The sequence below is a fragment of the Bradyrhizobium sp. CCBAU 65884 genome, from assembly GCF_028128835.1.
GTDB lineage: Bacteria > Pseudomonadota > Alphaproteobacteria > Rhizobiales > Xanthobacteraceae > Bradyrhizobium > Bradyrhizobium ottawaense.
Genome location: NZ_LBJU01000008.1, coordinates 55,801 through 82,015 on the forward strand (window position 1 = coordinate 55,801; position 26,215 = coordinate 82,015).

23 protein-coding genes and 1 tRNA gene are annotated in these 26,215 nt (G+C 65.0%); 17 read left to right on the plus strand and 7 right to left on the minus strand.

Annotated features, from left to right (window positions below; all coding sequences use genetic code 11):
- Positions 1 to 5: 5 nt before the first annotated feature.
- Together XI03_RS01015 and XI03_RS01020 are read right to left on the minus strand one after the other, a co-directional pair.
- Positions 6 to 1,307 carry a dihydroorotase gene (locus XI03_RS01015; protein ID WP_271591084.1) on the minus strand — a complete coding sequence of 434 codons (1,302 nt, stop codon included), beginning with the start codon at positions 1,305 to 1,307 and terminating at the stop codon, positions 6 to 8.
- Positions 1,308 to 1,312: 5 nt separating this feature from the next.
- Positions 1,313 to 2,260, minus strand: a complete 948-nt coding sequence (locus tag XI03_RS01020; protein WP_018321103.1) for an aspartate carbamoyltransferase catalytic subunit — start codon at positions 2,258 to 2,260, stop codon at positions 1,313 to 1,315.
- 180 nt (positions 2,261 to 2,440) lie between these two features.
- Here XI03_RS01020 and XI03_RS01025 point away from each other — a divergent pair, with 180 nt between their 5' ends.
- The 3 genes from XI03_RS01025 to XI03_RS01035 are packed head-to-tail and all read left to right on the plus strand — an operon-like array spanning position 2,441 to position 5,652.
- A complete protein-coding gene (locus XI03_RS01025) occupies positions 2,441 to 3,199 on the plus strand; it encodes a M15 family metallopeptidase (RefSeq protein WP_271591046.1) in 759 nt (252 codons plus the stop codon).
- A 21-nt stretch (positions 3,200 to 3,220) separates the two neighbouring features.
- Positions 3,221 to 4,864: an acyl-CoA dehydrogenase family protein gene (locus XI03_RS01030; protein WP_271591047.1), complete on the plus strand. Its 1,644-nt coding sequence runs from the start codon at positions 3,221 to 3,223 to the stop codon at positions 4,862 to 4,864.
- Positions 4,865 to 4,887: 23 nt separating this feature from the next.
- Positions 4,888 to 5,652: a CPBP family intramembrane glutamic endopeptidase gene (locus tag XI03_RS01035; RefSeq protein ID WP_028143929.1), complete on the plus strand. Its 765-nt coding sequence runs from the start codon at positions 4,888 to 4,890 to the stop codon at positions 5,650 to 5,652.
- Here XI03_RS01035 and XI03_RS01040 read toward each other — a convergent pair.
- Both XI03_RS01040 and ruvX read right to left on the minus strand, forming a co-directional pair.
- Positions 5,649 to 6,572: an AEC family transporter gene (locus XI03_RS01040; protein ID WP_028143928.1), complete on the minus strand. Its 924-nt coding sequence runs from the start codon at positions 6,570 to 6,572 to the stop codon at positions 5,649 to 5,651. The two genes, XI03_RS01035 and XI03_RS01040, sit on opposite strands and share 4 nt — an antisense overlap.
- 3 nt (positions 6,573 to 6,575) lie before the next feature.
- The gene (gene ruvX / locus XI03_RS01045) at positions 6,576 to 7,061 is read right to left on the minus strand and encodes a Holliday junction resolvase RuvX (RefSeq protein WP_028143927.1); all 486 of its coding nucleotides are present in this window, start codon (positions 7,059 to 7,061) and stop codon (positions 6,576 to 6,578) included.
- A gap of 46 nt (positions 7,062 to 7,107) precedes the next feature.
- Between ruvX and XI03_RS01050 the strand changes: the two genes are divergently transcribed.
- Together XI03_RS01050 and XI03_RS01055 are read left to right on the plus strand one after the other, a co-directional pair.
- Positions 7,108 to 7,320, plus strand: coding sequence for a hypothetical protein (locus XI03_RS01050; RefSeq protein WP_271591048.1), 213 nt, complete (start codon positions 7,108 to 7,110; stop codon positions 7,318 to 7,320).
- Between the two features lie 306 nt (positions 7,321 to 7,626).
- The gene (locus tag XI03_RS01055) at positions 7,627 to 9,846 is read left to right on the plus strand and encodes a DNA/RNA non-specific endonuclease (protein WP_095426313.1); all 2,220 of its coding nucleotides are present in this window, start codon (positions 7,627 to 7,629) and stop codon (positions 9,844 to 9,846) included.
- Between the two features lie 30 nt (positions 9,847 to 9,876).
- Here the strand turns inward: XI03_RS01055 and XI03_RS01060 are convergent, their stop codons facing one another.
- Complete coding sequence (locus tag XI03_RS01060; protein ID WP_271591049.1) at positions 9,877 to 10,767, minus strand: LysR family transcriptional regulator; 891 nt, start codon at positions 10,765 to 10,767, stop codon at positions 9,877 to 9,879.
- A gap of 95 nt (positions 10,768 to 10,862) precedes the next feature.
- Between XI03_RS01060 and XI03_RS01065 the strand changes: the two genes are divergently transcribed.
- The 9 genes from XI03_RS01065 to XI03_RS01105 all read left to right on the plus strand — a co-directional run bounded on the left by XI03_RS01065 (position 10,863) and on the right by XI03_RS01105 (position 18,847).
- A complete protein-coding gene (locus XI03_RS01065; RefSeq protein ID WP_271591050.1) occupies positions 10,863 to 11,840 on the plus strand; it encodes an NAD(P)H-dependent flavin oxidoreductase in 978 nt (325 codons plus the stop codon).
- Positions 11,841 to 11,857: 17 nt separating this feature from the next.
- Positions 11,858 to 12,934 (plus strand): NAD(P)H-dependent flavin oxidoreductase, encoded by a 1,077-nt coding sequence (locus XI03_RS01070; protein WP_271591051.1) that lies wholly within the window; start codon positions 11,858 to 11,860, stop codon positions 12,932 to 12,934.
- Between the two features lie 75 nt (positions 12,935 to 13,009).
- Positions 13,010 to 13,297, plus strand: a complete 288-nt coding sequence (gene gatC, locus XI03_RS01075) for an Asp-tRNA(Asn)/Glu-tRNA(Gln) amidotransferase subunit GatC (protein WP_028143922.1) — start codon at positions 13,010 to 13,012, stop codon at positions 13,295 to 13,297.
- Positions 13,298 to 13,315: 18 nt separating this feature from the next.
- Complete coding sequence (locus tag XI03_RS01080) at positions 13,316 to 13,528, plus strand: hypothetical protein (protein WP_018321091.1); 213 nt, start codon at positions 13,316 to 13,318, stop codon at positions 13,526 to 13,528.
- Positions 13,525 to 15,000: an Asp-tRNA(Asn)/Glu-tRNA(Gln) amidotransferase subunit GatA gene (gene gatA, locus XI03_RS01085; RefSeq protein WP_271591052.1), complete on the plus strand. Its 1,476-nt coding sequence runs from the start codon at positions 13,525 to 13,527 to the stop codon at positions 14,998 to 15,000. Before XI03_RS01080 ends, gatA begins: the two co-directional genes overlap by 4 nt.
- Positions 14,991 to 15,293: a hypothetical protein gene (locus XI03_RS01090; RefSeq protein WP_028143920.1), complete on the plus strand. Its 303-nt coding sequence runs from the start codon at positions 14,991 to 14,993 to the stop codon at positions 15,291 to 15,293. Before gatA ends, XI03_RS01090 begins: the two co-directional genes overlap by 10 nt.
- Positions 15,290 to 16,768, plus strand: a complete 1,479-nt coding sequence (gene gatB, locus XI03_RS01095) for an Asp-tRNA(Asn)/Glu-tRNA(Gln) amidotransferase subunit GatB (RefSeq protein WP_271591053.1) — start codon at positions 15,290 to 15,292, stop codon at positions 16,766 to 16,768. Before XI03_RS01090 ends, gatB begins: the two co-directional genes overlap by 4 nt.
- Before the next feature lie 1,507 nt (positions 16,769 to 18,275).
- On the plus strand, positions 18,276 to 18,542 hold the full coding sequence (locus XI03_RS01100; RefSeq protein ID WP_271591054.1) for a hypothetical protein: 267 nt from the start codon (positions 18,276 to 18,278) through the stop codon (positions 18,540 to 18,542).
- Between the two features lie 95 nt (positions 18,543 to 18,637).
- On the plus strand, positions 18,638 to 18,847 hold the full coding sequence (locus XI03_RS01105; RefSeq protein WP_080670245.1) for a hypothetical protein: 210 nt from the start codon (positions 18,638 to 18,640) through the stop codon (positions 18,845 to 18,847).
- A 146-nt stretch (positions 18,848 to 18,993) separates the two neighbouring features.
- On the opposite strand, the gene XI03_RS01110 is transcribed toward XI03_RS01105, so the two are convergent.
- Positions 18,994 to 19,086 (minus strand) — tRNA-Ser (locus XI03_RS01110).
- 814 nt (positions 19,087 to 19,900) lie between these two features.
- On the opposite strand from XI03_RS01110, the gene XI03_RS01115 reads away from it, so the two are divergent.
- Positions 19,901 to 21,472, plus strand: a complete 1,572-nt coding sequence (locus XI03_RS01115) for a porin (RefSeq protein WP_038974922.1) — start codon at positions 19,901 to 19,903, stop codon at positions 21,470 to 21,472.
- 607 nt (positions 21,473 to 22,079) lie between these two features.
- Here XI03_RS01115 and XI03_RS01120 read toward each other — a convergent pair.
- On the minus strand, positions 22,080 to 24,524 hold the full coding sequence (locus tag XI03_RS01120) for a lytic transglycosylase domain-containing protein (RefSeq protein WP_038972465.1): 2,445 nt from the start codon (positions 24,522 to 24,524) through the stop codon (positions 22,080 to 22,082).
- Between the two features lie 279 nt (positions 24,525 to 24,803).
- On the opposite strand from XI03_RS01120, the gene dapA reads away from it, so the two are divergent.
- On the plus strand, positions 24,804 to 25,694 hold the full coding sequence (gene dapA, locus XI03_RS01125) for a 4-hydroxy-tetrahydrodipicolinate synthase (protein WP_271591055.1): 891 nt from the start codon (positions 24,804 to 24,806) through the stop codon (positions 25,692 to 25,694).
- Between the two features lie 54 nt (positions 25,695 to 25,748).
- Complete coding sequence (gene mscL / locus XI03_RS01130) at positions 25,749 to 26,162, plus strand: large conductance mechanosensitive channel protein MscL (RefSeq protein ID WP_028144386.1); 414 nt, start codon at positions 25,749 to 25,751, stop codon at positions 26,160 to 26,162.
- Positions 26,163 to 26,215 lie beyond the last annotated feature (53 nt).

The window sequence follows — 26,215 nt, forward strand, 5'->3', positions numbered from 1 at the left end:
TCACGTCAGACATGCTCGTAGACCGTGCGTCCGCCGACAATGGTGCGCACCACGCGGCCTGTAAAGCGGGCCTCGTCGAACGGGGTGTTCTTGCAGGGCGATTTGAGGTCGGCGGGATCGACCACCCAGGGCACATCGGGGTCGATCACGATGACGTCGGCCGGACTGCCTGCACGCAGGGTTCCGCCGGGCAGGCCGAGCAACTCGGCCGGGCGGGTCGACATCGCGCGGATCAGCGTCTTCAGGTCCAGCTCGCCATTGTGCACGAGGCGCAGGCCCGCGGGCAGCATGGTTTCGAGACCAACGGCGCCGGGAGCGGCTTCCGCGAAGGGGAGGCGCTTGACCTCGACGTCCTGCGGATTGTGGTCGGACATGATGACGTCGAGCAGGCCGGAGGCGATTGCGGCCACCAGCGCGCGGCGGTCGTCCTCGGTCCGCAGCGGCGGCGACAGTTTCAGGAACGAACGGTAGGGGCCGATGTCGTTCTCGTTCAGCGCAAGATGGTTGATCGAGACCGAGGCGCTGACGGCGAGCCCGTCGTCGCGGGCGCGCTGGAGGATCTCGAGCGAGTCGATGCAGGTCAGCGAGGCCGCGTGATAGCGGCCGCCGGTCAACGCCACGAGGCGCATGTCGCGTTCCAGGATCACGGCCTCGGCGGCATTCGGGATGCCCATCAGGCCGAGCCGCGAGGCGAACTCGCCCTCGTTCATCACGCCTTCGCCGACGAGATCGGGGTCCTCGGTGTAGTGGACGATCAGCGCGTCGAAATCGCGCGCGTAGGTCAGCGCGCGGCGCATCACCTGCGCATTGGTCACGCTTCTGACGCCGTCGCTGAAGGCGACGGCGCCCGCGGCCTTGAGCAGACCGAACTCGGTCATCTCATCGCCGTGCATGCCCTTGGTGAGCGCTGCCATCGGCTGGATGTTGACGATCGCGGTGTCGCGGGCGCGGCGCATCACGAAGTCGACGGTCGCCGAATTATCGATCACCGGAGAGGTGTCGGGCTGGCAGATGATGGTGGTGATGCCGCCGGTCGCGGCCGCCTGGCTCGCCGTGGCAAAGGTCTCGCGATGGCTGAAGCCGGGCTCGCCGACGAAGGCGCGCATGTCGATCAGGCCGGGCGCCACGATCTTGCCGGTGCAGTTGACGATGTCGGTGCCTTCGGGGACGCCGGCCGCGCCGATGCCGCGGCGGGTCTCGCGGATGGCGCCGTCGGCGATGAGAACGTCGCCGACACCGTCGAAATCCCGGGAGGGGTCGACGACGCGGGCGTTGGCGAGCAGGATGGGGCGGCGATCGGTCAGCATCGGCATCACGCGTTCGGCAGGTTGCGGGCGAGCGCTTCCAGCACCGCCATGCGCACGGCGACACCCATCTCCACCTGTTCGCGGATCAGGGATTGCGCGCCGTCGGCCACGATCGAGTCGATCTCGACGCCGCGGTTCATGGGGCCCGGATGCATCACCAGTGCGTCGGGCTTGGCGTAGGCGAGCTTCTTCTGGTCGAGCCCGAAATAGTTGAAGTACTCGCTGGATGACGGCACGAAGGAGCCGTTCATACGCTCGCGCTGGAGCCGGAGCATCATGACGATGTCGGCGCCGTTGAGCCCCTCGCGCATGTCGCGCGCGACCTCGACGCCCATCCGCTCGATGCCCGGCGGCAGCAGCGTGGTGGGACCGACCACGCGGACGCGGGCGCCCATCGTGTTGAGCAGGATGATGTTCGAGCGGGCGACACGCGAATGCAGCACGTCGCCGCAGATCGCGACCACGAGCCCTTCGATCCGGCCCTTGTTGCGGCGGATCGTGAGCGCGTCGAGCAGGGCCTGGGTCGGATGCTCATGGGCGCCGTCGCCGGCATTGATCACGGAACCGTCAACCTTGCGCGCCAGCAGTTCCACTGCGCCGGAGGCGTGATGGCGCATCACCAGGATGTCCGGGTGCATCGCGTTCAGCGTCATCGCGGTGTCGATCAGCGTCTCGCCCTTCTTCATGGACGAGGAGGACACCGACATGTTCATGACGTCGGCGCCCAGGCGCTTGCCGGCGAGCTCGAACGAGGATTGGGTCCGGGTGGAAGCCTCGAAGAAGAGGTTCACCTGCGTCCGTCCCCGCAGGACGGTGCGCTTCTTGTCAACCTGGCGGTTGAGCTCGACATATTCTTCGGACAGGTCGAGGAGGCCGGTGATGTCGGCCGCGGAAAGGCCCTCGATGCCCAGCAAATGCCGGTGGCCGAGGACGAAGGTCGATTTCGATGTCATTAAAACGAGAGCTATAGGCGCGGATGCATGAGGGGGCAAGGGCCAATGCCGGGGCGGGGAGTTATCCCCTGAGGAGTCTGGTACATGGTCATTCCGGGATGGCGCGCAAGCGCCAGACCCGGAATCTCGAGATTCCGGGTTCGATGCTTCGCATCGCCCCGGAATGACAGGGAAGTTTAGATGCGCTCCATCAAATCGATTTTGATCGTACTTTTAACAATCGCCTCCATCTCATCCGCGTTGGCCCAATCGCTCCCCGGCGGCTTCGTCTATCTTCGCGAGATCGATCCCGGCATCATCCAGGACATCCGCTACGCCACCTCGAACAATTTCGTCGGCCGCCCGCTTGCCGGCTACAATGCCGGTGAATGCGTGGTGAAGCGCGAGGTCGGGCTGCGGCTGAAGGCGGTGCAGCAGGAGCTCGCGGCGCAAAACCTCTCGCTGAAGATGTTCGACTGCTACCGGCCGGCGCGGGCCTCGCTCGACATGGTCAAGTGGTCGCAGAACGGCCATGAGACGGCCGCCGAGCGGCGCTACAATCCCAAGATCCCCAAGACCGAGCTGTTCCGCCTCGGCTACATCGCGAGCCGGTCGCAGCATTCGACGGGCGCCGCGCTCGATCTCACCTTGGTCGATCTCAAAGCCGACAACGCCGCCAAATATGATGCGGCAAAGACCTATGCCGACTGCACGGCGCAGGTCGAAGCGCGCGCGCCGGAAGGCAGCGTCGACATGGGCACCGGCTACGACTGCACCGACACGAGGGGCCATACTGCGGCACCGTCGATCACACCGGAGCAGCGCGCCTGGCGCAAGCGGCTGGTGGCTGCGATGGCCAGGCAAGGCTTTGTGAACTATTCGAAGGAGTGGTGGCATTTTTCCCTGCCGGGGGCCGGCGGGGCAGCCTATGATTTCCCGATTCAGCCGCGCCGGAACTAAAGTCCGCGCCGAGGAAACCTGATGACCCAGCCGAGCTTCGCGACCCACGAGGTCTTCAACCAGTCGCCGCCGTTCGGGGATATCGACCTGTTCGCCGTGGATCGGCCGCTGGTCGATGCGGTGAAGGCCAATGGCGGCGCGGCGGCGGAACGCGAGCTGTCGGAGTTCGGCAGGCAGTGGGGCTCGGCCGCGATGGCCGATCGCGGGCGCGTCGCGAACGAGAGCACGCCGAAGCTGCGCACCTTCGACGCAAAAGGCAATCGCCGCGACCAGGTGGAGTTTCACCCTGCCTATCATGAGCTGATGGCGCACAGCGCTCATGCCGGCGTCCACAATTCGACCTGGACCGCGAACGGCAAGCCTGCGGGCGATGCCGCCGAAGTCATTCGTGCCGCAAAATTCTACATGGCCGCGCAAGTCGAGACCGGCCACCTCTGTCCTGTTACGATGACGCGCGCCTCGGTCGGTGCGCTGGCGATGCAGCCGGACCTGCTCGGCAGGGTGATGCCGGTGCTGTCGACCCGGAGCTACGACCCGAGCTTTGCGCCGTGGTGGCAGAAGCGCGGCATGACGCTCGGCATGGGCATGACCGAGAAGCAGGGCGGCACCGACGTGCGCGCCAACATGACGCGTGCGGTGCGCGACGGCGAGGCCTATCGCATCACCGGCCACAAATGGTTCATGTCGGCGCCGATGTGCGATGCGTTCCTGGTGCTGGCGCAGGCGGACAGCGGGCTGACCTGTTTCTTCATGCCGCGCTTTGCGCCGGATGGTTCGGTGAATGCGATCCAGTTCCAGCGGCTGAAGGACAAGCTCGGCAACCGCTCCAATGCCTCGTCCGAAGTCGAGTTCGTCGGTGCCTACGCCGAACGGGTCGGCGAGGAGGGCAAGGGCATCCGCACCATCATCCAGATGGTGCAGCTGACGCGGCAGGATTGCGCGATCGCCTCCGTCGGCCTGATGCGCTCGGGACTTGCGCATGCGCTGCATCACGCCCGTCACCGCAGCGTGTTCCAGAAACATCTGGCCGATCAGCCGCTGATGCAGGCGGTGCTGTCGGACATGGCGCTGCATGTCGAGGCGAGCACAGCCCTGGTCATGCGGCTCTGCCGCGCCTTCGACCGCACGCCGCACGATGCGGCGGAGGCCGCCTATATGCGGCTGCTGACCCCCGCAATCAAATACTGGACCTGCAAGAGTGCGCCGCCGTTCCTCTATGAGGCCATGGAATGCCTCGGCGGCAACGGCTATGTCGAGGACGGCATTCTGGCGCGGCACTACCGGGAATCGCCGGTCAACGCGATCTGGGAGGGCTCCGGCAACGTGATGTGCCTCGACGTGCTCCGGGCGCTCTCGCGCGAGCCGGAGGCGGCGACGGCTGTGCTGCAATCGCTTGCGGCCGAGACGAAGGGCTTGCCCGGAGCAGGCGAAGCGATTGCGTTCATCGGTCAGACCTTCCGCCGCGCCGATGGCGAGCGCGTCGCGCGGCTTGCGGTCGAGAAGCTGGCACTGCTTGCCGCCGCTGCGGCGCTCAACGGCGTGTCGCCGCGCCACGCCGAACTGTTTGCCGCCACGCGCCTCGCAGCGACCCACGCCAGCATGTATGGCGCGGTCGAGCTGGAGAGCGGCGAGATGCGCGCGCTGCTGGAGCGGGCGCTGCCGTGAGTCTTCCCAACGAAAGCCTCCTGATGGATTCCCTCAATCCCGACCATCCGCCGTTGACCGTGACGCCAGCGACGCCGCGCCTCTGGATGTTCTGGGGCACCGCGCTGTGGGGCCTCTTCGTCTTCGTGGCGATGTTCGTCGGGCAGATCGGCGCCGTTGTCCTGCTGGTGGTGCAGCGTGGTCTTCCCATGGACTTCGCCTCGCTCCAGGCGGTCGGCCAGGATCCGCAGGCGCTCGCGCTGTCGGTCATCATGGGCCTGCCGGCGACGCTCCTGGCGGTGTGGCTCGCCATTGCCATCAAGAAAGCCTCCTTCGTCGACTATCTCGCGCTGCACTGGCCGTCCTGGAAGCAACTGCTGTTCGGTGCGGTCGGCCTCATCCTGCTGGTGCTGGTCTGGGAGACGATGTCGCGCGCGCTCGGCCGCGAGGCGACGCCGGGCTTCATGACCGATCTGTTGAAATCGGGCCGCGACAAGGGCGCGGCGCTGTTGCTGCTGTTCGCCTTCAGCGTGGCTGCGCCGATGTCGGAGGAGATCCTGGCGCGCGGCTTCCTCTATCGCGGCTGGTCGGCGAGCTTCTTGCGCGTGCCGGGCGCGATCCTGCTGTCGTCCCTGGTCTGGACGGTCGTGCACCTGCAATACGACATGTACTTCCTCGCCGAGGTCTTCACCATCGGCCTGTGGTTCGGCTACATGCGCTATCGCGCGAATTCGCTCTGGCTCACCATCGTGCTGCACGCGCTGAACAATCTCACCGCGGTGGTGCTGACGATGTGGCTAGGAAGCTAGGCCGCCAGCGCGATCGCGATCGGCATCGTGATCGCCGCCAAAATCGTCTGCAGCGTGATGATCTGCGCCAGCAGCGGGGCATCGCCGCCCATCTGGCGCGCCATCACATAGGCGCTGGACGAGGTCGGCACCGCCGCGCAGATCGCCACGATCGCGCGGCTGTCGCCCGACAGTCCGAACCAGACGGCCAGCGCCAGTGCCAGCGCAGGCATCAGCGCGAGCTTGAAGACGACGCCGATGGCCGCGGCCACGCTTGGACGCAAGAGGCCTTCGAGATGCAGACCGGCGCCGGTGACAAGCAAGCCGATCGCGAGCGAGGAGCGGCTAAGCGCGTCCGCCACCTCGTGCCAGAGTTTTGGCAACGGCAGGTGGGTGACGTTGACGAAGAGCCCGATCGCGCAGGCCCAGATCAGGGGATTGCGGATCACCGTCATGACGATGGTCCGCGCTGACTGCTTCTCCGGCGCGGCGTAATGGGCGAGCACCACGACGCTCAACACGTTGACGAGGGGAATGATCGCGACCATCGCCACGGAGGCGAGCGCCAGCCCGACATCGCCGAACATGTTGGCGGCGACCGATAGCCCGACGAAGGTCTGCCAGCGCGTCGCGCCCTGGAAGATCGAGGTGAAGGCGGGGCCGTCGATATCGAGCCGGGCCAAGGCAGGGCGCAGCGCGAGGCAGAGCAGCGACATCGCCAGCGCCGACAGCAGCAGCGCGCCGCCGACACCCGCGACCGGCACCTTGGAGAGGTCGGCCTTCACCAGCGTCTGGATCAGCAGCATCGGAAACAGCACGAAATAGGTCAGCCGCTCCAGCCCGTGCCACTGCGTGTCCAGCCGCATCAGGCTGCGCTTCAGCACGATGCCGAGCACGATGAGAATGAAGACCGGCAGCAGCGCCGCAATCACGACGGCCATCGGTCAGGTGGTCCCTGAACGGAGATTGGCGAGGCGGTCGAGCGCGCCTTGCAGGATGAAGATCGCGGCGTGCTCGTCGATGACCTCGGCGCGCTTGGCGCGGCTGACATCCATGCCGATCAGCTCGCGCTCGACGGCCGCGGTCGAGAGGCGCTCGTCCCACAGGCCGATGGGGAGGGCGGTCAGGCCGGCGAGATTACGGGCGAAGGCGCGGGTGGATTGCGCGCGCGGACCCTCGCTGCCATCCATGTTGATGGGCAGGCCGAGCACGAAGCCGACCACCCTGCGCTCGGCCGCAATCGCGAGCAGCCGGGCGGCGTCCTGCTTGAACTGCTTGCGCTGGATCGTCTCGACGCCGGTCGCAAGCCGCCGGTCCGGGTCGGATACGGCAACGCCGATGGTCTTGGTGCCGAGGTCGAGCCCGACCAGCGCGCCGCGGGCGGGCCAGTGGGTTGCAGCATCGACGAGAGGCAGGATAAGAGCCGGCATGGCGTAGCGCATATCACGCGTTACGCCGCGGAGTGAACCCGGAACAATGGATGCGCTGACATTATTCGGTCTGTTCGCCGTCACGGCGATGCTGGTCAGTTACGCCCTGGAAGATCGCAGCCATTGGTTCGTGCTGTTGTTCGCCGCATCCTGCGCGCTCGGCTCGGCTTACGGCTTTCTCCAGGGCGCCTGGCCGTTCGGTCTGGTCGAAGCGATCTGGGCCGTCGTGGCGCTGCGGCGGTGGCACCTGAAGCCGTAGATTATCCGGCGGCCGCGACATGCGCGCGTAATCGTAATGCACAAAGTGCGTCGATCATTTGTGGCAAATCTCACACGGGTGACGTCGCGGGCCATGGCATGATGTCGCGTCTCCGGCAGCGCGCATCGATTGACGCTCTGGTTGCGTCGATGTAGATATATAGGTCTAAAGTAGTGTGGGGCACGTGCCCCGATTTCCAGAACGATCGGCAGCGACCGGCAGTCCCGCCCGTGCTGCAACCTTGGCGCAAATTTTTAATGCGCCCCGACCACGTCCCATATTCGCCCAATCATTTGAGAGGTCACGATGCTCATCAAGCCAAGCCTGATCGCGGGCTCAGAAAGGCGATTCAAACAAGCCGAGTTCTCACCCGAAGCCCTGAACCGGAAACTGGGCGACGGTCCGATCGAGATGACCGTCGAGAAGATGCGCCTGCGCCAGCGCCAGCTGCTGGCGGAGACGCAGGACGTGGAGAAGGCCGAGATCGGGCTGGAGCGGATCATCCAGGGCAATGATCTCGACAGCATCAATTATCTCGCCAAGGGGACCGCGGCCTCGCGCTCGATCTGCCGCATTCAGCTCAGGGATCTCAAGTCGAATCTGCTCGGCTACGGCTCGGGCTTTCTGATCGGGCCGGGCCTGCTGCTGACCAACCATCATGTCTTCGGCAAGCCGGCCGAGGCCGCCAATTCGATCGCCGATTTCAACTACGAGCTCGACGTCTCTGGACAGGAGCGCGTGCCGGTGCGGTTCGGCTTCGAGCCGGGCAAATTCTTCTACACCAATGACAGGCTGGATTTTTCGATCGTCGCGGTGGCGCCGACCTCGCTGTCGGGCGGGGAGGAGCTCGAGGATTGGGGATGGCTGCCGCTCAGCGGCGCGCCCGGCAAGGCAGACCCCGGCGAGTACCTCACCATCGTCCAGCATCCCAGCGGGCAGATGAAGCAGGTCTGTGTCCGCGAGAACAAGCTGCTCAAATATGTCGGCGACTTCCTCTGGTACAACACCGATACGACGGCGGGATCGTCGGGCTCGCCGGCATTCAATCGCTTCTGGCAAGTGGTCGCGCTGCATCACAGCGGCGTTCCCCGGAAGGATGCGCAGGGCCGCACCCTGACCAAGGACGGCAAGGTGTGGAAGTCGTCGATGGACGAATCCTCGATCGACTGGATCGCCAATGAAGGCATCCGGATCAGCGCGATCGTCGCCGATCTCAAAGTGGCCGTCGGCTCCCATCCCCTGATCAAGCCGGTGCTGGACGAGGAGGAGCCGCCGAACCGGCAGGAGATCGAGAAGGTCCGCGCGCCGGTCGCCGCGCCCGCTTACGGCGCCAACATCTGGGTCGAGCAGTCGCTCGACGGCGCCGCGCTGGTGGTCCCGATCCGGGTGCCGCTGCCGATGTTCAGGAAGGACATTCCGTTCGCTCCGCTGGCACCCGTGCCGGGTCCGGCTGGGGGTAACGGAGGGACGCAGAACGGCGGTATGCCGAACGGTAGCAAGCCGTTGATCGCTCCGCCGGCCGGCCTCCTGCCTCGCATCAGTGCGAACGGCCTGCCCATGGAGGCCGTGCATATCGATCAGAGCACGCTGAAATCGCGTCCCGGGTACAAAGCGAATTTTCTCGGCACCGGTAAATTCTCGGTGGCCCTGCCGAAGATTCCGGCCGCTCTCAAGTCCCGGATCGCGACGCTGAAGGGAAGCTCCAGGCAGTCCGAGCTGAAATACTTCAACTACAGCGTCGTCATGAACAAGGAGCGCCGGCTCGCCTTCTTCAGCTGTGTCAATATCGACGGCGGACAGCAACAGGACGTCGGCAAGCGCGAAGGCGATTCCTGGTTGCGCGATCCGCGCATCGACGACGATGCCCAGATCGGCGACGAGTTCTACCGCAAGCAGGCCACCTTCGAGGCGGACCGCAGCAAGAACCCGTTCGATCGCGGTCATCTCGTGCGCCGCCTCGATGCGACCTGGGGCGACACCGTCGCCGCGGCCAAGCAGCACGGCGACGATTCCTTCCACTTCACCAATTGCTCGCCGCAGTTCTTCTCGTTCAACCAGGGCAAGCAGCTCTGGGCGGGCCTCGAGGATTACACGCGCGATGTCCTGCTCGAAGGGGAGGAGAAGGGCATCGTCATGAACGGTCCGGTGTTCGACGGGCCGGACGCCGACGGATCCGATCTGCCCAATCCGGCCGGCCGGCCGCACAAGGATCCGAGCTTCGGCGGCGTTCAAATCCCGAAATATTTCTGGAAGATCCTGATCCGACGCAACGAGGATGACGACGCTCTCAAGGCGGCAGCATTCCTGATGAGCCAGCGAAAGCTGGTCATGGAAATCGATCGCATCCAGGAGGTGGACCTGCGCGAAAAGATGTCGGAGGAGGATGTCAGCGTCTTCCAGGTCTCGATCGCGGACCTGGCGAAATTGACCAAGCTCGACTTCGGCAATCTCGCCGACGCGGATTCGCACGAGGCGACCTCGGTCGGTCCGCGGCGGATCGAGTCCTATGAGGACATTCGACTCTAGAACAGCGCCGCCTGACGCGGCGTCACCGCGTCAGGCCGCGATGACGTCCTCGTCAGTCTTCAGGCAAGCGGCAAAACTGCAGAGCGCGCTGGTTTGATGGCCGGCGCGACGCTGGATGAACAGTGTCTCGACCCGCGCTTGCGACGGGCTCAGGGTGTGGATCGAGACGGTGCCATTCATTGCGCTACGTTCGACGACCGCGCGCGGCAGCAACGTCACGCCCATGTCGGCGGCGACGCAGCCGATCATGCCGTCGAGCGTGCCGAGCTCGAAGCGTGCGGCGGAAGGCCAGCCGAACTCGACGAAGATCTGCTCGAGCCGCTGGCGGTAGGTGCAGCCGGTGCGGAATACCAGCGCGGTCGGGCCGGACTCCGGCGTGCCGGCGCGCAGCTCGGCAAGCGAGGCCCAGCGACGCGCGCTGACCAGCACCAGCTCCTCGCGGAAGGCGCTCGTCGCAGCGAGGTCGTCATGCGCGATCGGACCTGCGACGAAGGCACCATCGAGCGCACCTTCGAGCACGCCGGCGACGAGGTCGGCGGTCGGCGCGGTACGCAAGGAAAGGCGCACGGCAGGAAGGCGGCGGTGGAAATCGGCGAGCAGCGGCGGCAGCCGCACCGCCGCGGTCGTTTCCATCGACCCGATCGCAAGCGGTCCCTTGGGCTCGCCATCGTCGCGCGCGGCCAGCACGGCCTCGCGCGACAGCGCCGCCATCTTTTGAGCGTAGGGCAGGAGGCGCTTGCCGGCGCCGGTCAGCGTCATGCCCCGGCTGTGGCGTTCGAACAGCGGCGTGCCGATCTCCGCCTCCAGCGCCTTCACGCGCTGGGTGACGTTGGATTGCACGGTGTTCAGCTCTTCCGCGGCGCGAGTGATGCCGCCGGCGCGGGCGACTGCGGCAAAGGTGTTGAGATCGCTGAGTTCCATGGCCCGTTTCTCTTTTGAGATGGCAGCGTTCTGTAGAATTCAATTTTGAAGAATGATATTCGCGCCTAATCTTCCTGTCCAGAGCAGGAGGACTCATGCCGATTGCCACGCCGCTGACGGAGTTGCTGGGGATCAGGCATCCGATCTTGTCGGCTCCCATGGATACGATCGCGGGCAGCCGGCTGACGCGCGCTGTCAGCGAGGCCGGCGGATTCGGCATCCTGGGTGGTGGATACGGTGACCGTGTCCGACTTCAGATGGAGGCCGCAGAGCTGAAGGGCTTTGCGCCGTTCGGCATCGGCTTCATCACCTGGAGCCTGGCGAAGCAGCCCGAGCTGCTCGACATCGCGCTCGACGCTCGCCCGCAGGCCGTGATGCTGTCGTTCGGCGATCCCGCGCCATTCGCGCCGCGCATCAAGGCGTGCGGCGTGCGACTGATCTGCCAGGTGCAGAGCGAGGACATCGCCAGGCAGGCGCTCGATGCCGGCGCCGATATCCTGATCGCGCAAGGCACCGAAGCCGGCGGCCATGGCGCATCGCGCACCACCGTCGATATCGTGCCGGCGATCGTCGATCTAGCGGCCGGACGCGTGCCGGTCGTCGCGGCCGGCGGGATCGCCGACGGCCGGGGCCTTGCCGCAATGATGATGCTGGGCGCAGCCGGTGTGCTGATCGGCACGCGCTTCTATGCGAGCGCGGAGGCTAACGGGGCGCAGGAGGCCAAGGAGCGCATTCGCAGAGCTGACGGCAATGACACCGTGCGCGGCGTCATTGCCGACTGGTCGCGCAGCCTGTTCTGGCCGGCCCCGTTCACCGCGCGAACCCTGGTCAATGATCACATCAGGCGCTGGACCGGCCGCGAGATCGAGCTGATGCAGCGCGCGAGCGAGGTCGCCGTCGAGTATGCTGCAGCGAAGGCCGCAGGCAATTTCGAGGTCGCCGCGGTCTTTGCCGGCGAGGCGGTTGGCCTGATTCATGATATTCCGCCCGCAGCCGAGCTCGTCGAGCGGATTGCGATTGAAGCCGAACAGCTCCTTGCCGGACGGCGCAACTCCATTGCGTCAGTCGCCTGAACCTAGAGAGAACAACCATGTGGCCTGACCGTCGACTGATCGACCTCTTCAAGACCGAATTTCCGATCGTGCTGGCGCCGATGGCCGGTGTGATGGATGCGGAGCTGGTGATCGCCGCGGCGCAAGGCGGAGCGCTGGGGTCGCTGCCGTGCGCGATGCTGTCGCCGGACAAGATACGCGAGCAGGTCAGGATCATCCGCAACGGCGTCACAGCGCCGGTCAATCTGAACTTCTTCTGCCACACGCCGGTCGAGCTCTCGGCGGAGGCCGAGGCGCGCTGGAAGCAGCGCCTCGCGGGCTATTACAGGGAACATGGCCTCGACCCGGCGGCGCCGGTCAATGCCGCCAACCGGGCCCCGTTCGATGCGGCGACCTGCGCGCTCGTGGAGGAGCTGAAGCCGGAGGTCGTGAGCTTCCATTTCGGGCTCCCGGAGCAGGCCTTCCTCGACCGCATCAGGGCAGCCGGGTGTCTCGTGATCGCCTCGGCGACCACCGTGAAGGAAGCCGTCTGGCTCGACCAGCGCGGTGTCGACGCGGTGATCGCGCAAGGCGCGGAGGCCGGCGGCCATCGCGGCATGTTCCTGACCGAGAAGATAAGCGAGCAGCCCGGCAATCTTGCGTTGGTGCCGCAGATTGTCGATGCCGTGAAGGTGCCGGTGATCGTGGCCGGCGGCATTGGGGACGGGCGCGGCATCGCGGCAGCTTTTGCGCTGGGCGCCTCCGGTGTGCAGATCGGAAGCGCTTACCTGCGCTGTCCTGAATCCAAGGTGACTGCGGCGGGGCGCGCGGCACTGGCGGAAGGACGCGATGATTCCACCGTCATCACCAACGTCATGACCGGGCGGCCGGCCCGCGGCGTCCAGAACAGGCTGATGCGCGAAGCCGGTCCAATCTGCCCGGATGCGCCGCCATTTCCCCATGCGGCAACGGCGCTGGTGCCGTTGAAGGCGGCGGCGGAGAAGCAGGGCCGCGCGGACTTCACCAATCTTTGGGCGGGGCAGGCGATCGCCATGGGGCGGGACCTCCCCGCCGCCGAATTGACCCGGGATCTCGCCAAATCGGCGCTGGCCCGCATGAAAGCGCTGGCTGGGTAGCTCCGGCCCCGGTTGCGGCGCAAAACCGGCCTCTGCTATACGGCACATAGGTTTTGCCGTGAGAGGCCTTATATAATGTCCGTCGACGCCGCTACCGTCCGCCGCATCGCGCATCTGGCGCGCATCGCGGTTTCCGAGGGCGAGGTTCCGCATCTGCAGGGCGAGCTTAACGCCATGCTCGCCTTCGTCGAGCAGCTCTCCGAGGTCAATGTCGAGGGCGTGGAGCCCATGACCTCGGTCACCCCGATGCAGATGAAGAAGCGGCAGGACGTGGTCGATGACGGCGAGATCGCCGACGATATCGTTGCCAACGCGCCCGCGACCGAAGGTCACTTCTTCCTGGTGCCCAAGGTCGTCGAGTAATTTTTAGGACGTGGTCCGATGTGTCTGCTTTGCGACGATGAGAAGGCCTATCAGGCCTACATGAACTATCTCGACAAGATGGAGCGGCAGGGCAAGGCTGCCGATCCCAACGTCGCCGTCAATGCCGTGCTCGACGAGATCGAGGCCGCCGCCAATGCGGCCGCCAAAAAAGACGACCCGGCCAACGACAAGACCCTGTCTCCGTTCTTCTGCAGCCCGATCAATAAATGACCGATTTGACATCGCTGACGCTCGCCGAGGCCCGCAAGGGTCTCGCCGACAAGACTTTCACGTCCCTCGAGCTGACCGACGCGCATCTGAGCGCCGTCGAAGCCGCGCGGGTGCTCAACGCCTTCGTGATGGAGACGCCGGAGCAGGCGCGCGACATGGCCAGGGCCGTGGACGAGAAGATCGCCAAGGGTGACGGCGGTCCGCTCGCCGGCATCCCGCTCGGCATCAAGGATCTGTTCGCGACCAAGGGCGTGCGCACCACCGCATGCTCGAAAATCCTCGGCAATTTCGTGCCGACCTACGAGTCCACCATCACCTCGCAGCTGTGGCGCGACGGCGCGGTGATGCTCGGCAAGCTCAACAATGACGAGTTCGCGATGGGCTCGGCGAACGAGACCTCGTGCTTCGGTCCCGTCGGCAATCCCTGGCGGCGCGAGGGAAGCAACACCACGCTGGTGCCGGGTGGCTCGTCCGGCGGCTCTGCCTCGGCGGTGGCGGCGCTGCTGTGCATGGGCGCGACCGCGACCGACACCGGCGGCTCGATCCGCCAGCCGGCGGCGTTCACCGCGACCGTCGGCATCAAGCCGACCTATGGCCGCTGCTCGCGCTGGGGCATCGTCGCCTTTGCCTCCTCGCTCGACCAGGCAGGTCCCATTGCGCGCAGCGTGCGCGATGCCGCGATGCTGCTGCGCTCGATGGCCGGCCATGACCCGAAGGACACGACGTCGGTCGACATTCCCGTGCCCGATTACGAGGCGGCGATCGGCAAGTCCGTGAAGGGCATGAAGATCGGCATCCCCAAGGAGTACCGCCTCGACGGCATGCCGGCCGAGATCGAAAAACTCTGGAGCGAGGGCGCGGCGTGGCTGAAGGCGGCCGGCGCCGAGCTGGTCGAGGTGTCGCTGCCGCACACCAAATACGCACTGCCGGCCTATTACATCGTGGCGCCGGCGGAGGCGTCCTCGAACCTCGCGCGCTATGACGGCGTCCGCTACGGCCTGCGCGAGCAGGCCAAGAACATCACCGAGCTCTACGAGAACACCCGCGCCGAAGGTTTTGGTGCGGAGGTCCGCCGCCGCGTCATGATCGGCACCTATGTGCTCTCGGCCGGCTATTACGACGCCTACTATTTGCGCGCCCAGAAGGTGCGCACGCTGATCAAGAAGGATTTCGAGGATTGCTTCGCCAGGGGCGTCGACGCGATCCTGACGCCGGCGACGCCGTCGGCGGCCTTCGGCATCGGCGAGAAGGGCGGCGCCGATCCGGTCGAGATGTATCTCAACGACATCTTCACGGTGACCGTGAACATGGCGGGCCTGCCCGGCATCGCGGTGCCCGCCGGCAAGGATGCGCAGGGCCTGCCGCTCGGCCTGCAGCTGATCGGCCGTCCGTTCGAGGAGGAGACGCTGTTCTCGCTCGGCGAGGTGATCGAGCAGGCGGCCGGCCGCTTCACGCCCGCGAGGTGGTGGTGAATGCCGCGGCGTTCATCGCGAGCCTCGACGGCGCGGCGCCCGCGCCACACCTGAGCGCGCCGCTCGCCGGCCTGTGGTGGGCCGCGAAGGGGGACTGGGACCGCGCCCACAAGATCGTCCAGGACGAGCAGGGTCGCGACGCAGCCTGGGTGCACGCCTACCTGCACCGCGTCGAGGGCGATCTCGGCAACGCCGGCTACTGGTACCGCCAGGCCGGCCAGCCGGCTGCAAAGGATTCATTGGAAGCGGAGTGGGAGCGGATCGCTGTCACGCTGCTCGGGAGCACGACATGAGCACGGCCACGCACAAGCTTCTCAAGGGCGCCACCGGTGACTGGGAGGTGGTCATCGGCATGGAGATCCATGCTCAGGTGACGTCGAAGTCGAAACTGTTCTCGGGCGCCTCCACCGCGTTCGGCGGCGACCCGAACACGCACGTCTCGCTGGTCGATGCCGCGATGCCGGGCATGCTGCCCGTCATCAACGAGGAATGCGTCAGGCAGGCTGTCCGGACCGGGCTCGGTCTCAATGCGCAGATCAATCTGCGCTCGGTGTTCGACCGCAAGAACTATTTCTATCCAGACCTGCCGCAGGGCTACCAGATCAGCCAGTACAAGTCGCCGGTCGTGGGCGAGGGCGAGGTGATCGTCGATCTCGACGGCGGCCGCACTGTCTCCATCGGCATCGAGCGGCTGCATCTGGAGCAGGATCCGGGCAAAATGCTGCACGACCGGTCGCCGTCGCTGTCCTACATCGATTTCAATCGCTGCGGCGTGGCGCTGATGGAGATTGTCTCGAAACCGGATATCCGCGACGCCGAGCAGGCCAAGGCCTATGTGACCAAGCTGCGCTCGATCATGCGCTACCTTGGCACCTGTGACGGTGACATGGAGAAGGGATCCTTGCGCGCCGACGTCAATGTGTCCGTGCGCAAGCCCGGCGCGCCGCTCGGCACCCGCTGCGAAATCAAGAACATGAACTCGATCACCTTCATCGGCCAGGCGATCGAGTATGAAGCGCGGCGCCAGATCGAGATCCTGGAGGACGGCGGTCAGATCGAGCAGGAGACGCGTCGGTTCGATCCCAACAAGGGCGAGACCCGCTCGATGCGGTCCAAGGAAGAGGCGCACGACTATCGCTACTTCCCCGATCCCGACCTGCTGCCGCTGGAGTTCAGCCAGGAATTCGTCGACGAGCTGAAGGCTGAGCTCCCCGAGCTGCCGGACCAGAAGAAGACGCGCTTCGTCGCCGATCTCGGCCTGTCGGCCTATGATGCGAGCGTGCTCGTCGCCGAGCGCGAGAGCGCGGTGTTCTACGAGACAGTGCTCGACAAGCTCGGCAACCGCGCGCGCGACGGCAAGATGGCGGCGAACTGGGTGATCAACGAGCTGTTCGGCCGTCTCAACAAGGAAGGCCGGGATATTACGGGCTCTCCGGTGGGCGCCGAGCAGCTCTCGGGGATCATCGACCTGATCGGCGAGGGCACGATCTCGGGCAAGATCGCCAAGGATCTGTTCGAGATCGTCTGGCAAGAGGGCGGCGATCCCCGTGCGCTGGTCGAAAGCCGCGGCATGAAGCAGGTCACGGATCTTTCGGCGATCGAAAAGGTTGTCGACGACATCATCGCGGCCAATCCCGACAAGGCCGCGCAGGTGAAGGACAAGCCGCAGTCGCTCGGCTGGTTCGTCGGCCAGGTGATGAAGGCCTCCGGCGGCAAGGCCAACCCGCAGAGCGTCAACGACCTGCTCAAGTCCAAGCTCGGCGTCTAGCGTCGCGCGTTCGAACGAGGTGACGGACACGCTTCGTCACCTCGCTTTCGGTTCGTGATGCGACGCTCGCGCGCATCCTCAGCGGCAAACTTCATCCCGACCAGACGCGATGCGACGGCCGAATCGCCGTCACGCGATTCGCGCAAAAAGGCGGCTCGCACTCGCTCTGGCGAGCGCTCGCGCCGTTAAGCATGAAAATAATTTCGTTGCCAAAAATCGCGACTCAGAGTCCGCGAAATGCCTTTGCAAGGTGATCTCGACCGTCACGATGCGCTCCGTCGGGTCGATCGTGCGCGATGCGCGCGTGCAGGAAAATACTTGCTGCATAGAGTTTTCTGCAATCGCATCTCTCGCAGACATCGACGATGCGGGCACTCTGCGCGATCGTGCAAACGCGTCATGCAGCGTGCTTGCATCGCACTCGCCAAGCGCACGCGCCTTGCGCCGTCAACACTTCTTTAAGCGAGACGCTGTTTTTTTCGTTGTGTTGGTGTATTCGGGATGAGTGTGCACTCGATCCCCGAATGCATGCAGCGATTAAGCCATCTCACACATCGGAGGGCAACATGGCCAAGAAAGCTAAGAAGGCAAAGAAGGCGAAGAAGGCGAAGAGCGCAGTGAAGAAGACTGCGAAGAAGACCCGCAAGGTCGCCAAGAAGAAGTAACTTCGCTTCTGAAGTTGCCGGCTCCTCGAGAGCCGGCACGTCATCAGCGCCTCCCAGAGGTTCTGGTCGACGATAGAGGGTGTCGGCGAGACATCAGGTCAACGGTCGGATCGCTCTCTTCGCGGTCCGGCAGAAGAAACAAGTTTTCTTCGTTCGGTGCGGGGCCGGTTCTCCGGTTCTGCAATTTCACGAGTGGCCTCGCGGTCAAAGTGGAATCTGGTCCTGACGTGTTCGCCGACGCCCTCGTTCTCCTGAGGCCGGGGTATTGCCGGCATTCCTTTTCCCCACATTGCTGATCTGACCACAGCGCGTCCGCGCCGCTCTTGTCGTGCTGCCTTGGGGCAGGCAAGGGCTGAGGCCCGATTGCGTGGTGTTTGCGCCACGCTTTGCCATTCGCGGTGTCATCGCCCGGCTCCGACCGGGCGATCCAGCACGCCGAGACGGCAGTGGTTGAATCGATGGGCTGCGGCGTACTGGATTCCCGCCCGCGTGGGGAATGACAGGGCGGAGGCGGCGCCCACCGCGCGCGATGGTTATCGATGTCCCAAAATCCCAAGGTAAACCAAATCTGACGAATCGCGGAAGTGCCTGCAAATCAGGGACTTCTTGAATTCTGTGCGCCGGCGCCGCGCGCTCGCGTTTACGTCTGCTTCATCGCGATACTTAAACTGCCATTCAAATTTGCCCGCCATCATCGCCTCCAACAAGCCGGCAAACGGCGTTGGGTAAAAAGACTAAGGGATGAGTTGAACAGTGCACGGTCCCGGGAAGGGGCATGCACATCAGAGTTGGACGGGAGCCGCGCTCGGGGGAGCAAGGCACAAGAAAAAAGGGGATGCGTTATGTTTCAGGGTACTTTCGATCTGGAGACGGCAACGCCGATCGACGCGACCGCGCTGTCGGACGCGCTGTTCGAGCGGGGGATCTATTGGGCGAGCGGCCGTTCCGGGCTCGTCGATCTCGTCGCCGCACACAAATGGTTCAACCTCGCCGCCCTGAAGGGCCGCAAGGACGCCGTGACGCTGCGCCAGGAAGTCGCCGGGCAGATGTCGGATGCCGAGATCTCGGCCGCGCAGCGCGAGGCGAGGGCGTGGGTCTCCACGCACTGAACCGAGAATTGCATCCGCACCCGTGTTCGCACGGGTGGGCCTGGTTGCGCTGAATCAAGTTTCTTCGTCGTGCCGCCACATAAGACCCGTGCGGCATGAGCGAGCCCGACACTAAGAGACGATGGCTGCCGATTCAGATCGCTCCCGATGAGTGCGATCTGGAACTCGGACGTCCGCACAAGACGGGGATTCTGCCCTGGTCGTTCCCGTGCCGGCGCAGGTCCGGCGTCTGGTACAACGTCTGGGCCGGCGAGGCGGTGCTGATTTCGCCCTCGCATTGGCGGATCTGGCGGTTCCACCGGTAGGCACGGACCACACATACCCACACATATAAGATGGCGCGAATCGAGCTGGATCTCGCCGCGCCGATCCTTGCGCCAGGCTTTCGCGCGGCCTCACGAGCGCATTCAGGTGAAAGAACGCCCAGACTTTGATTGATTCTGCCGCTGGGTGGCGGAGAGGGAGGGATTCGAACCCTCGATACAGCTTGAGACCGTATGACGCTTTAGCAAAGCGTTGCCTTCAGCCACTCGGCCACCTCTCCGGTGCGAGCCTTATGCATCTAATTACTCGGGCCGGTCAATTTGGAAGCGTGTGTTTTCGCTCGAATATTCCCAGCGATTTTCGCAGCAAAGCAGTTTGCTCCCGGGGCGTGACCGTAACGTTGCGAGAATTGGGCACAGAGTTGGAGCGTCCGGCGCATCTCGAAGGATAGTTCCGCCCATGAGAACGTCTTAGCTCGCGTAAGGGACTGAGTTTACTGGAAGAATCGATGGAACGGGGGCGGGCGGTCGAAAGTTCGATTCGTGGCATCTCCGTCAGCCGGCTCCAATAGCCCCCGCTATCAACAAAGGTGCTCGTCGCGCACCTTAAAGCCGTGCCTGCATCAGGCTGGGAGGCGCGGAGCAGGTCGATGAGCTCTCCTTGAGTCTGCCTCCGATTCTACGATTCGAGTGCGTCAAAGCCCCTCCAGGCCGAGATCTCGCTTGCGGTGCCTTAAGTGCGGAACTTTGATGGCAAAAGGAACCGTCTCTAAAACATCAAAGAAAACAATTGGTTGCGAGGGCGCTCCGATCACATCTGCGTGTTATTTGTGCAACACCCGCCGGAAAACAAGCTTCATAGGCCCGTTTCAAAGCGTTCTCTTGTTGTGTGTGCAAGGACGTTCGGTAATTGTGACTGAGCGACGGAGGGGGGCATCCCGAGGTCGTCCCGTTTAGGTCATTTCGCTTAAGTCCCTCGCGTTCATGCGGGTGTGTCCGAAGACGCGAAGGAGCCCGGAGCGGTGATTTAGAGGGGGTTGGGGAATTGGCCGTCCGGTCAGTGACCTTCCCTGAAGAGCAACTTGGAGGTTTAACATGAAGTTGGTTAAGAGCCTTTTGCTCGGCTCAGCGGCGGGTCTGATCGCCGTGGGCGGAGCTCAAGCAGCCGATCTGCCCGTGAAGGCCAAGGCGGTCGAATACGTGAAGATCTGCTCGCTGTACGGCGCGGGCTTCTACTACATCCCGGGCACCGACACCTGCATCAAGCTGGGTGGTTATCTGCGCGCTGAAGTCGCGCTGAACACCAACTCGAGCTTCAGCGGTCAGCTCACGTCGAACAACGGGTCGCGCAACCGTCTGACGAACTACTACACCATGCGCGCTCGTGAAGATCTCAACATCGACACGCGCACCGCGACCGAGTACGGCGTCGTCCGTACCTTCTTCGACGGCGTGTTCTCCTGGACCACCGGCAACTACGCCGGTACGGGCAGCGCGACCGGCACGACCGCCTACAGCGGCACGCTGGCTCTCAACACCTCCGGCGCCACCCCGGCGCTCGTTGGTTCGTCGATCAACGGCACCGACGGCAACACCTCGGGCGGTTCGCTCGGCGTGTACTACGCCTTCATCCAGTTCGCCGGCTTCACCATGGGTAAGGCCGTGTCGCAGTTCGACGCGCCCTGGACCAACTATCCCGGCAACAACTTCGACAGCCTCGTCGGCGGCAGCGGCACGGTCACTGGTGTCAACCAGTTCACCTACACCGCTGACTTCGGTCAGGGCGTGACGGCGTCGTTCTCGGCGGAAGACGCGACGGCTTACTACCAGGCCGGCAACCTCAACATGACCGGCGCTTCGGCGACTGGCATGATCGGCGGTTCGTATGGCTCGAACGCCATCGGCGGTTCGCGTTCGCCGAACCTCGTCGGTATGGTTCGTGTCGACCAGGCTTGGGGTCTGTTCCAGGCATCGGTCGCTGCGCATGACAACCACGTTGCCTACTACGGCGCCACCGAGCCGACTGGCCACCCCGACGACAAGTGGGGTTGGGCTGTTCAGCTCGCTCTGTCGATCAAGAACATCCCGACTGGTGCGGGTGACGTGATCAACATTTCGGGCGTCTACACCGACGGCGCGTCCCGTTACAACTTCCAGAACCTGTCGGGCGGCAGCTACTCGATGTTCGGCAGCTCGGGCGTTGCCTACCAGAGCGTCGGCTTCGCCATCGCTCCGGACACCGTGTTCGTGACCGGCTCGTCGCAGGAGACTGTGAAGACCTGGGGCTTCCGTGGTGCCTACACCCACAACTGGGATCCCTACTGGAACACCGCGCTCTACGGTGCCTACGCTCAGGCACAGTTCGGCTCGCTGGCCAAGACCACGCTTTGCGGCGCCGGTGGTGCTGGCGGCGTGTTCGGCGGTCTCGCCGGTGTGACGGGTTGTAATCCTGACTTCGCCATCGGCCAGGTCGGTATCATCACCCGCTGGACCCCGGTCAAGAACCTCACGTTCTCGGCTGACCTGAACTGGACCCATCTCGACCAGAAGTACTCCGGTACGGTTGGTTACGCTGGTGCCGGCACGACGGCCAAGCCGGCCGCTGTGTACGAGCTGAAGGATCAGGACACCATCACCCTGCTCCTCCGCGCTCAGCGCAACTGGTAAGTTCGGTCTAACGACCTGACAGAGAGCCCCGGCGGGAAACCGCCGGGGCTTTTCCTTTGCCGCGATGCTTGCCTTCTCGCTTGGCGCAATGGGCCAAGTTTGGCGCATCGCTCTCCATTGACGGTCTTCGTTGCGATCTGATGGAAGCCGTGGTGGGAGGGCAGGGCAATCGCATACGGCGTTTTCCGCCAGCTGAGCGCGCGCCTCGTCATTCGAGACGACCGCGAAGCCTGTCATAAGGCCGCCCTTTGCGCGGCCCCGTGGCGGTCTCCTGAGGCTGAGGCCAAGCGGCATCAGTGCCCGTCAAGACTGCTGCCGCACACTCCGTCCTCATCCTGAGGGCCCGCCAACGGCGGGCGTCTCGAAGGTTAGCTACAGAGGGGGCGCTCCCAAATGCGATCGCTCCGGGGTGGGAGAGGGAAGCTCCACGCTTCCCATATCCCTGGCAGTGGCGCGCGGGCGGAGAACTGCCGCTGGCCGGCGCGGCCGCGCATACGCTTCGCTGGTCTGTCTTTGCAGCGGTGGCGACAGGCCCTTCATCTGCACCGTGAGGCAACGGCAGCGCTCGCCACCCATGCTCGCGGCTGCGAATCGAAAGAGCGGATCGCTATTCCACGCTGCCGGCGCCACGGCGCAGATCGGCTTCGATCTGTAGCCGTGTGCCGCCGCCGAAGCGGGCACGGTAGACTTGCAGGTTCTCCATGATCCGCTGCACGTAGTTGCGCGTCTCGGAGAACGGAATCAGCTCGACCCAGTCGACCGCGTCGACCTTGGGGTCGCGCGGATCGCCGTAGCGCTCGACCCACTTCTTCACGCTGCCGCGGCCGGCATTGTAGGCGGCAAAGGTCATGATGTAGGAGCCGCGATAATCCTCGAGCAGTCCGCCGAGCTCGGCCGAGCCGAGCGTGGCGTTGTAGACCGAATCGTTCTTCAGCCGCCCCAGATCGTAAGTCGCGCCGTGGCGCTTGCAGACATAGCGCGCGGCGTCGGGCGTCACCTGCATCAGGCCGTAGGCCTGCGCCGGCGAGACCACTGACGGATTGAATGCGCTCTCCTGCCGCGCGATCGCATAGACGATGCTGCGCTCGACGTCGGGACCGATCGGGGTGAACTGCGGAATGCCGTTGACGGGGTAGGCGTAGAAGTCGAACGGCAGGCCGCGATTGAGCGCGGCCTTGCCGAGCAGCAGCATGCCGCGCGCATCGTTGTAGCGCTGGGTCAGCTCGCCGAGGCCGGCGAGTGCTTCGGGATCGCCGTTCTCGCCCATGTCGGCCAGCAGCGGTATCGCCATCTCGCGCTCGTCGAGCTCGTAGAGCAGGTGCGCGGCGCGCACGATCTCCAGCCGCTCGGCGCCGCGGCCGCGCGGCTGGCTGTTGAGCTCGATCTGCGGCAGGCCGAGCTTGGCCCGGGCGAGCTGGCCGTAATAGCTGGTCGATTGTTCGGCCGCGCGGGCATAGGCGTTGCGCGCCTCCTGCTGGCGCCCCGCCGCTTCCGCGGCGCGGCCCTGCCAATAGCCGGCACGCGCCAGCGCGGTCGGATTGACGCTGCCGACGCCGATGCGGGCGAAATGCTGGGTGGCGGCCGCGGGGTCGTTGAGGAAGCGCAGCGCGATCCACCCGGCCGTGAACTCCTGCTCGGTCTTGTAGATGTCGCGCGAGGGCAGTGCGGCGTCGCGCGCGATCAGATAGGCGCTGCGGAATTCCTCGGTGTCGATCATCTTGCGCGCCAAAAGACGCCGCTCGATCCACCATTCGTCGAGATTGTGGAGCCGGTTCGGATCCTTCGGCGCCGACAGCATGAGCTGGGCTGCTTCGGCGAACTTCTCCTCGCGGCGCAGCAGCTGGATCCTGCTGAAGGTGAAGCCGGGGTCGTTGTGCAGCTCGCGGGGCACGGCGTCGAGCAGCGCGCGCGCGTTCGGCGCCTTCTTGACGGCGGCGATGCGGGCCTTGGCGAGTGCGACATAGCCGGCGCCCAGGCGCTTTGCGGCGCGCAGCGCGGCCTCGTTCTCGCTGCCGTAGAGCAGGGTGTCCATCCGTGCCTTCTGGTCGCCCGGCGTCAGCAGGGCGCCGAACTGGTCGAGCGCGTTGTTCTCGGTGTCCTCGGACATCGGATCGCTGCGCCAGGCCTCGCGCACCAGCCGCTCGGCATTGGCGCGGTCGCCGCGCGCCAGCATCGCCTTGGCGAGCGTGAAGCGGCCCTTGGCGGAGATCGGAGATTCGTTCTCGAACCACGACCACGCGACGGAATCGTCGCGCCTGTCGTCCCACATCGCGGCCTCGAGGCGCCGGCGCAGGAAGGTCTGCGACGGCCAGCTCGGATTGGCGGAGAGGAAGGCGCGGTAGCGCTCCACGGTCGCGCCATTGTCCTCGCTGCGCAGGATGATCCATTCCGCGAGTTTTCGCGCGACCGGATCCGAGATGCCCGCTGCGACGCTGCTGGCGTCACCCGCCTTGCGCTTGCGCACGAGCTCGATGACACTCTCGAGGGCGTCCTTGTCACCCTGGGGCGTCGACGACGTCGCAGCGACCGCGGCCGGTATGACCGGCTTGCGCGGCGCGGCATGCTGGCGCGTCGCCGGGGCCAGCACCGGCGCTGCGGCCGGTCTGGCCGCGGGGGCGGAAGGTCTGACGGTGGCGGTCACGGCCGGCGCGGGGGCCGTTTTCGGCGGCGAACCGCTGGCGGCCGGATGCGATTTCGGCGCAGGGGTCGCTACGGCGGGCTTTGCGGCAGGCGTTGCTGCAGGCTTGGGCTTGTCCTTCGCGGGCTCTGTTCCGGCGCTCTTGCCGCCGTCCTTGCCGATCTCCTTGGCCGGTTTCTTCGCAGCGTCCTTCGCCGGAGCGCCAGCGGCACCCTTGCTCGCGCCCTTGCTTGCTCCCTGGCTTGCTCCTTTGGCCGCGTCCTTCGAAGTTTCCTTGCCGGTTCCCTTGGACGAGCCCTTCGCGCTGTCCTTGGCAGCGTCCTTGGCGGCTGGCTTCGCGGTGTCCTTGCCAGCTTCCGCCGTCGTCTCATTGGACTTGGCCAGGGCGGCGCAGCCGACCGACAGCCCTGCCATCAGGCACACGATGAGACCGGTGGATCGCCAGGCGGCACGAGGGAATGAGGTCACGGGTTTGGTCGCCCCGAATCAGTCAAGTGGCTCAAGATCTAGCTGTATTTGATTGAATATGCGGACAAAATACCAACAGCGGCTTACCGCGGGCGGGTTTGCACCACTACCGCGGCAAAATCGCGGCCTAAACGGTGCGTCACACGGAAGCGGGCCTTTTACCGGCGGGATAGACCCGATATGAAAGGGGCTTGCTCAAGAGATAGCCGCGTACGGAGGAAGTCCATGGCAGCCAAGACGAAATTCCGGGGGTCGTTCACCGCCTTGGTCACGCCGTTCAAGAACGGCTCGCTGCACGAGGCGGCATTCCGATCCCTGGTCAACTGGCAGATTTCGGAGGGCACCAACGGCCTTGTCCCGGTCGGCACCACCGGCGAGAGCCCGACGCTCAGCCATGACGAGCACAAGAAGGTGGTCGAATGGTGCATCGCTGAAGCCAAGGGCCGCGTGCCTGTGATCGCCGGTGCAGGCTCCAACTCGACCAAGGAGGCGATCGAACTCGCCCAGCACGCGGAGAAGGCCGGCGCGGACGCCGTGCTGGTGGTGACGCCCTACTACAACAAGCCGACCCAGGAAGGCATGTACCAGCACTTCAAGGCGATCAACGACGCCATCGGCATTCCGATCATCATCTACAACATCCCGCCGCGCTCGGTGATCGACATGTCGGTCGACACCATGAAGCGGCTGTGGGAGCTGAAGAACATCGCCGGCGTGAAGGACGCCACCGCCAGCATGGTGCGCGTGTCGCAGCAGCGTGCGGCGATGGGCGAGGATTTCAACCAGCTCTCGGGCGAGGACGCGACCATCATCGGCTACATGGCGCATGGCGGCCACGGCTGCATCTCGGTGACGTCGAACGTCGCGCCGCGCCTGTGCTCGGAGTTCCAGGCCGCCTGGGCGAAGGGTGACCATGCCACCGCGCTGAAGATCCACGACAAGCTGATGCCGCTGCACAACAACCTCTTCATCGAGAGCAACCCGGCGCCGATCAAGTACGCGATGTCGCTGCTCGGCAAGCTCGACGAGACGCTGCGGCTGCCGATGGTGCCGGTCTCCGAGCCGACCCGCGTTGCCGTGCGCAGTGCCATGGTTCATGCTGGGTTGATCAACTGATGAGTTGACCAATCGGGGAGGCCGTTCATGAGCGTCGACGAGAAGGGCAGGCGGATGCTCACGGAGTTCCGCGAATTCGCCATGAAGGGCAACGTCGTCGATCTCGCGGTCGGCGTCATCATCGGTGCGGCCTTCGGCGCCATCGTCACCTCGCTGGTCGGCGACATCATCATGCCGATCATCGGTGCAGCGACGGGCGGCCTCGACTTCTCGAACTACTTCGCCCCCTTGTCGAAGGCGGTGACCGCCACCAACTTAGCGGATGCGAAAAAGCAAGGCGCCGTACTTGCTTACGGTAGCTTCCTGACGCTGACGATCAACTTCATCATCGTCGCCTTCGTGCTGTTCCTGGTGATCCGCGCCATCAACACGCTGAAGCGGAAGGAAGAGACCAAGCCCGCGGAGCCGCCGAAGCCGTCGGCGGAGGTCGTGCTGCTGACCGAGATCCGCGATCTCCTCAAGAAGTGACGCGCGCGCTTCATCCAAACTGTTAGCATCGCTGCGCATCGCGCTCAGGTTTC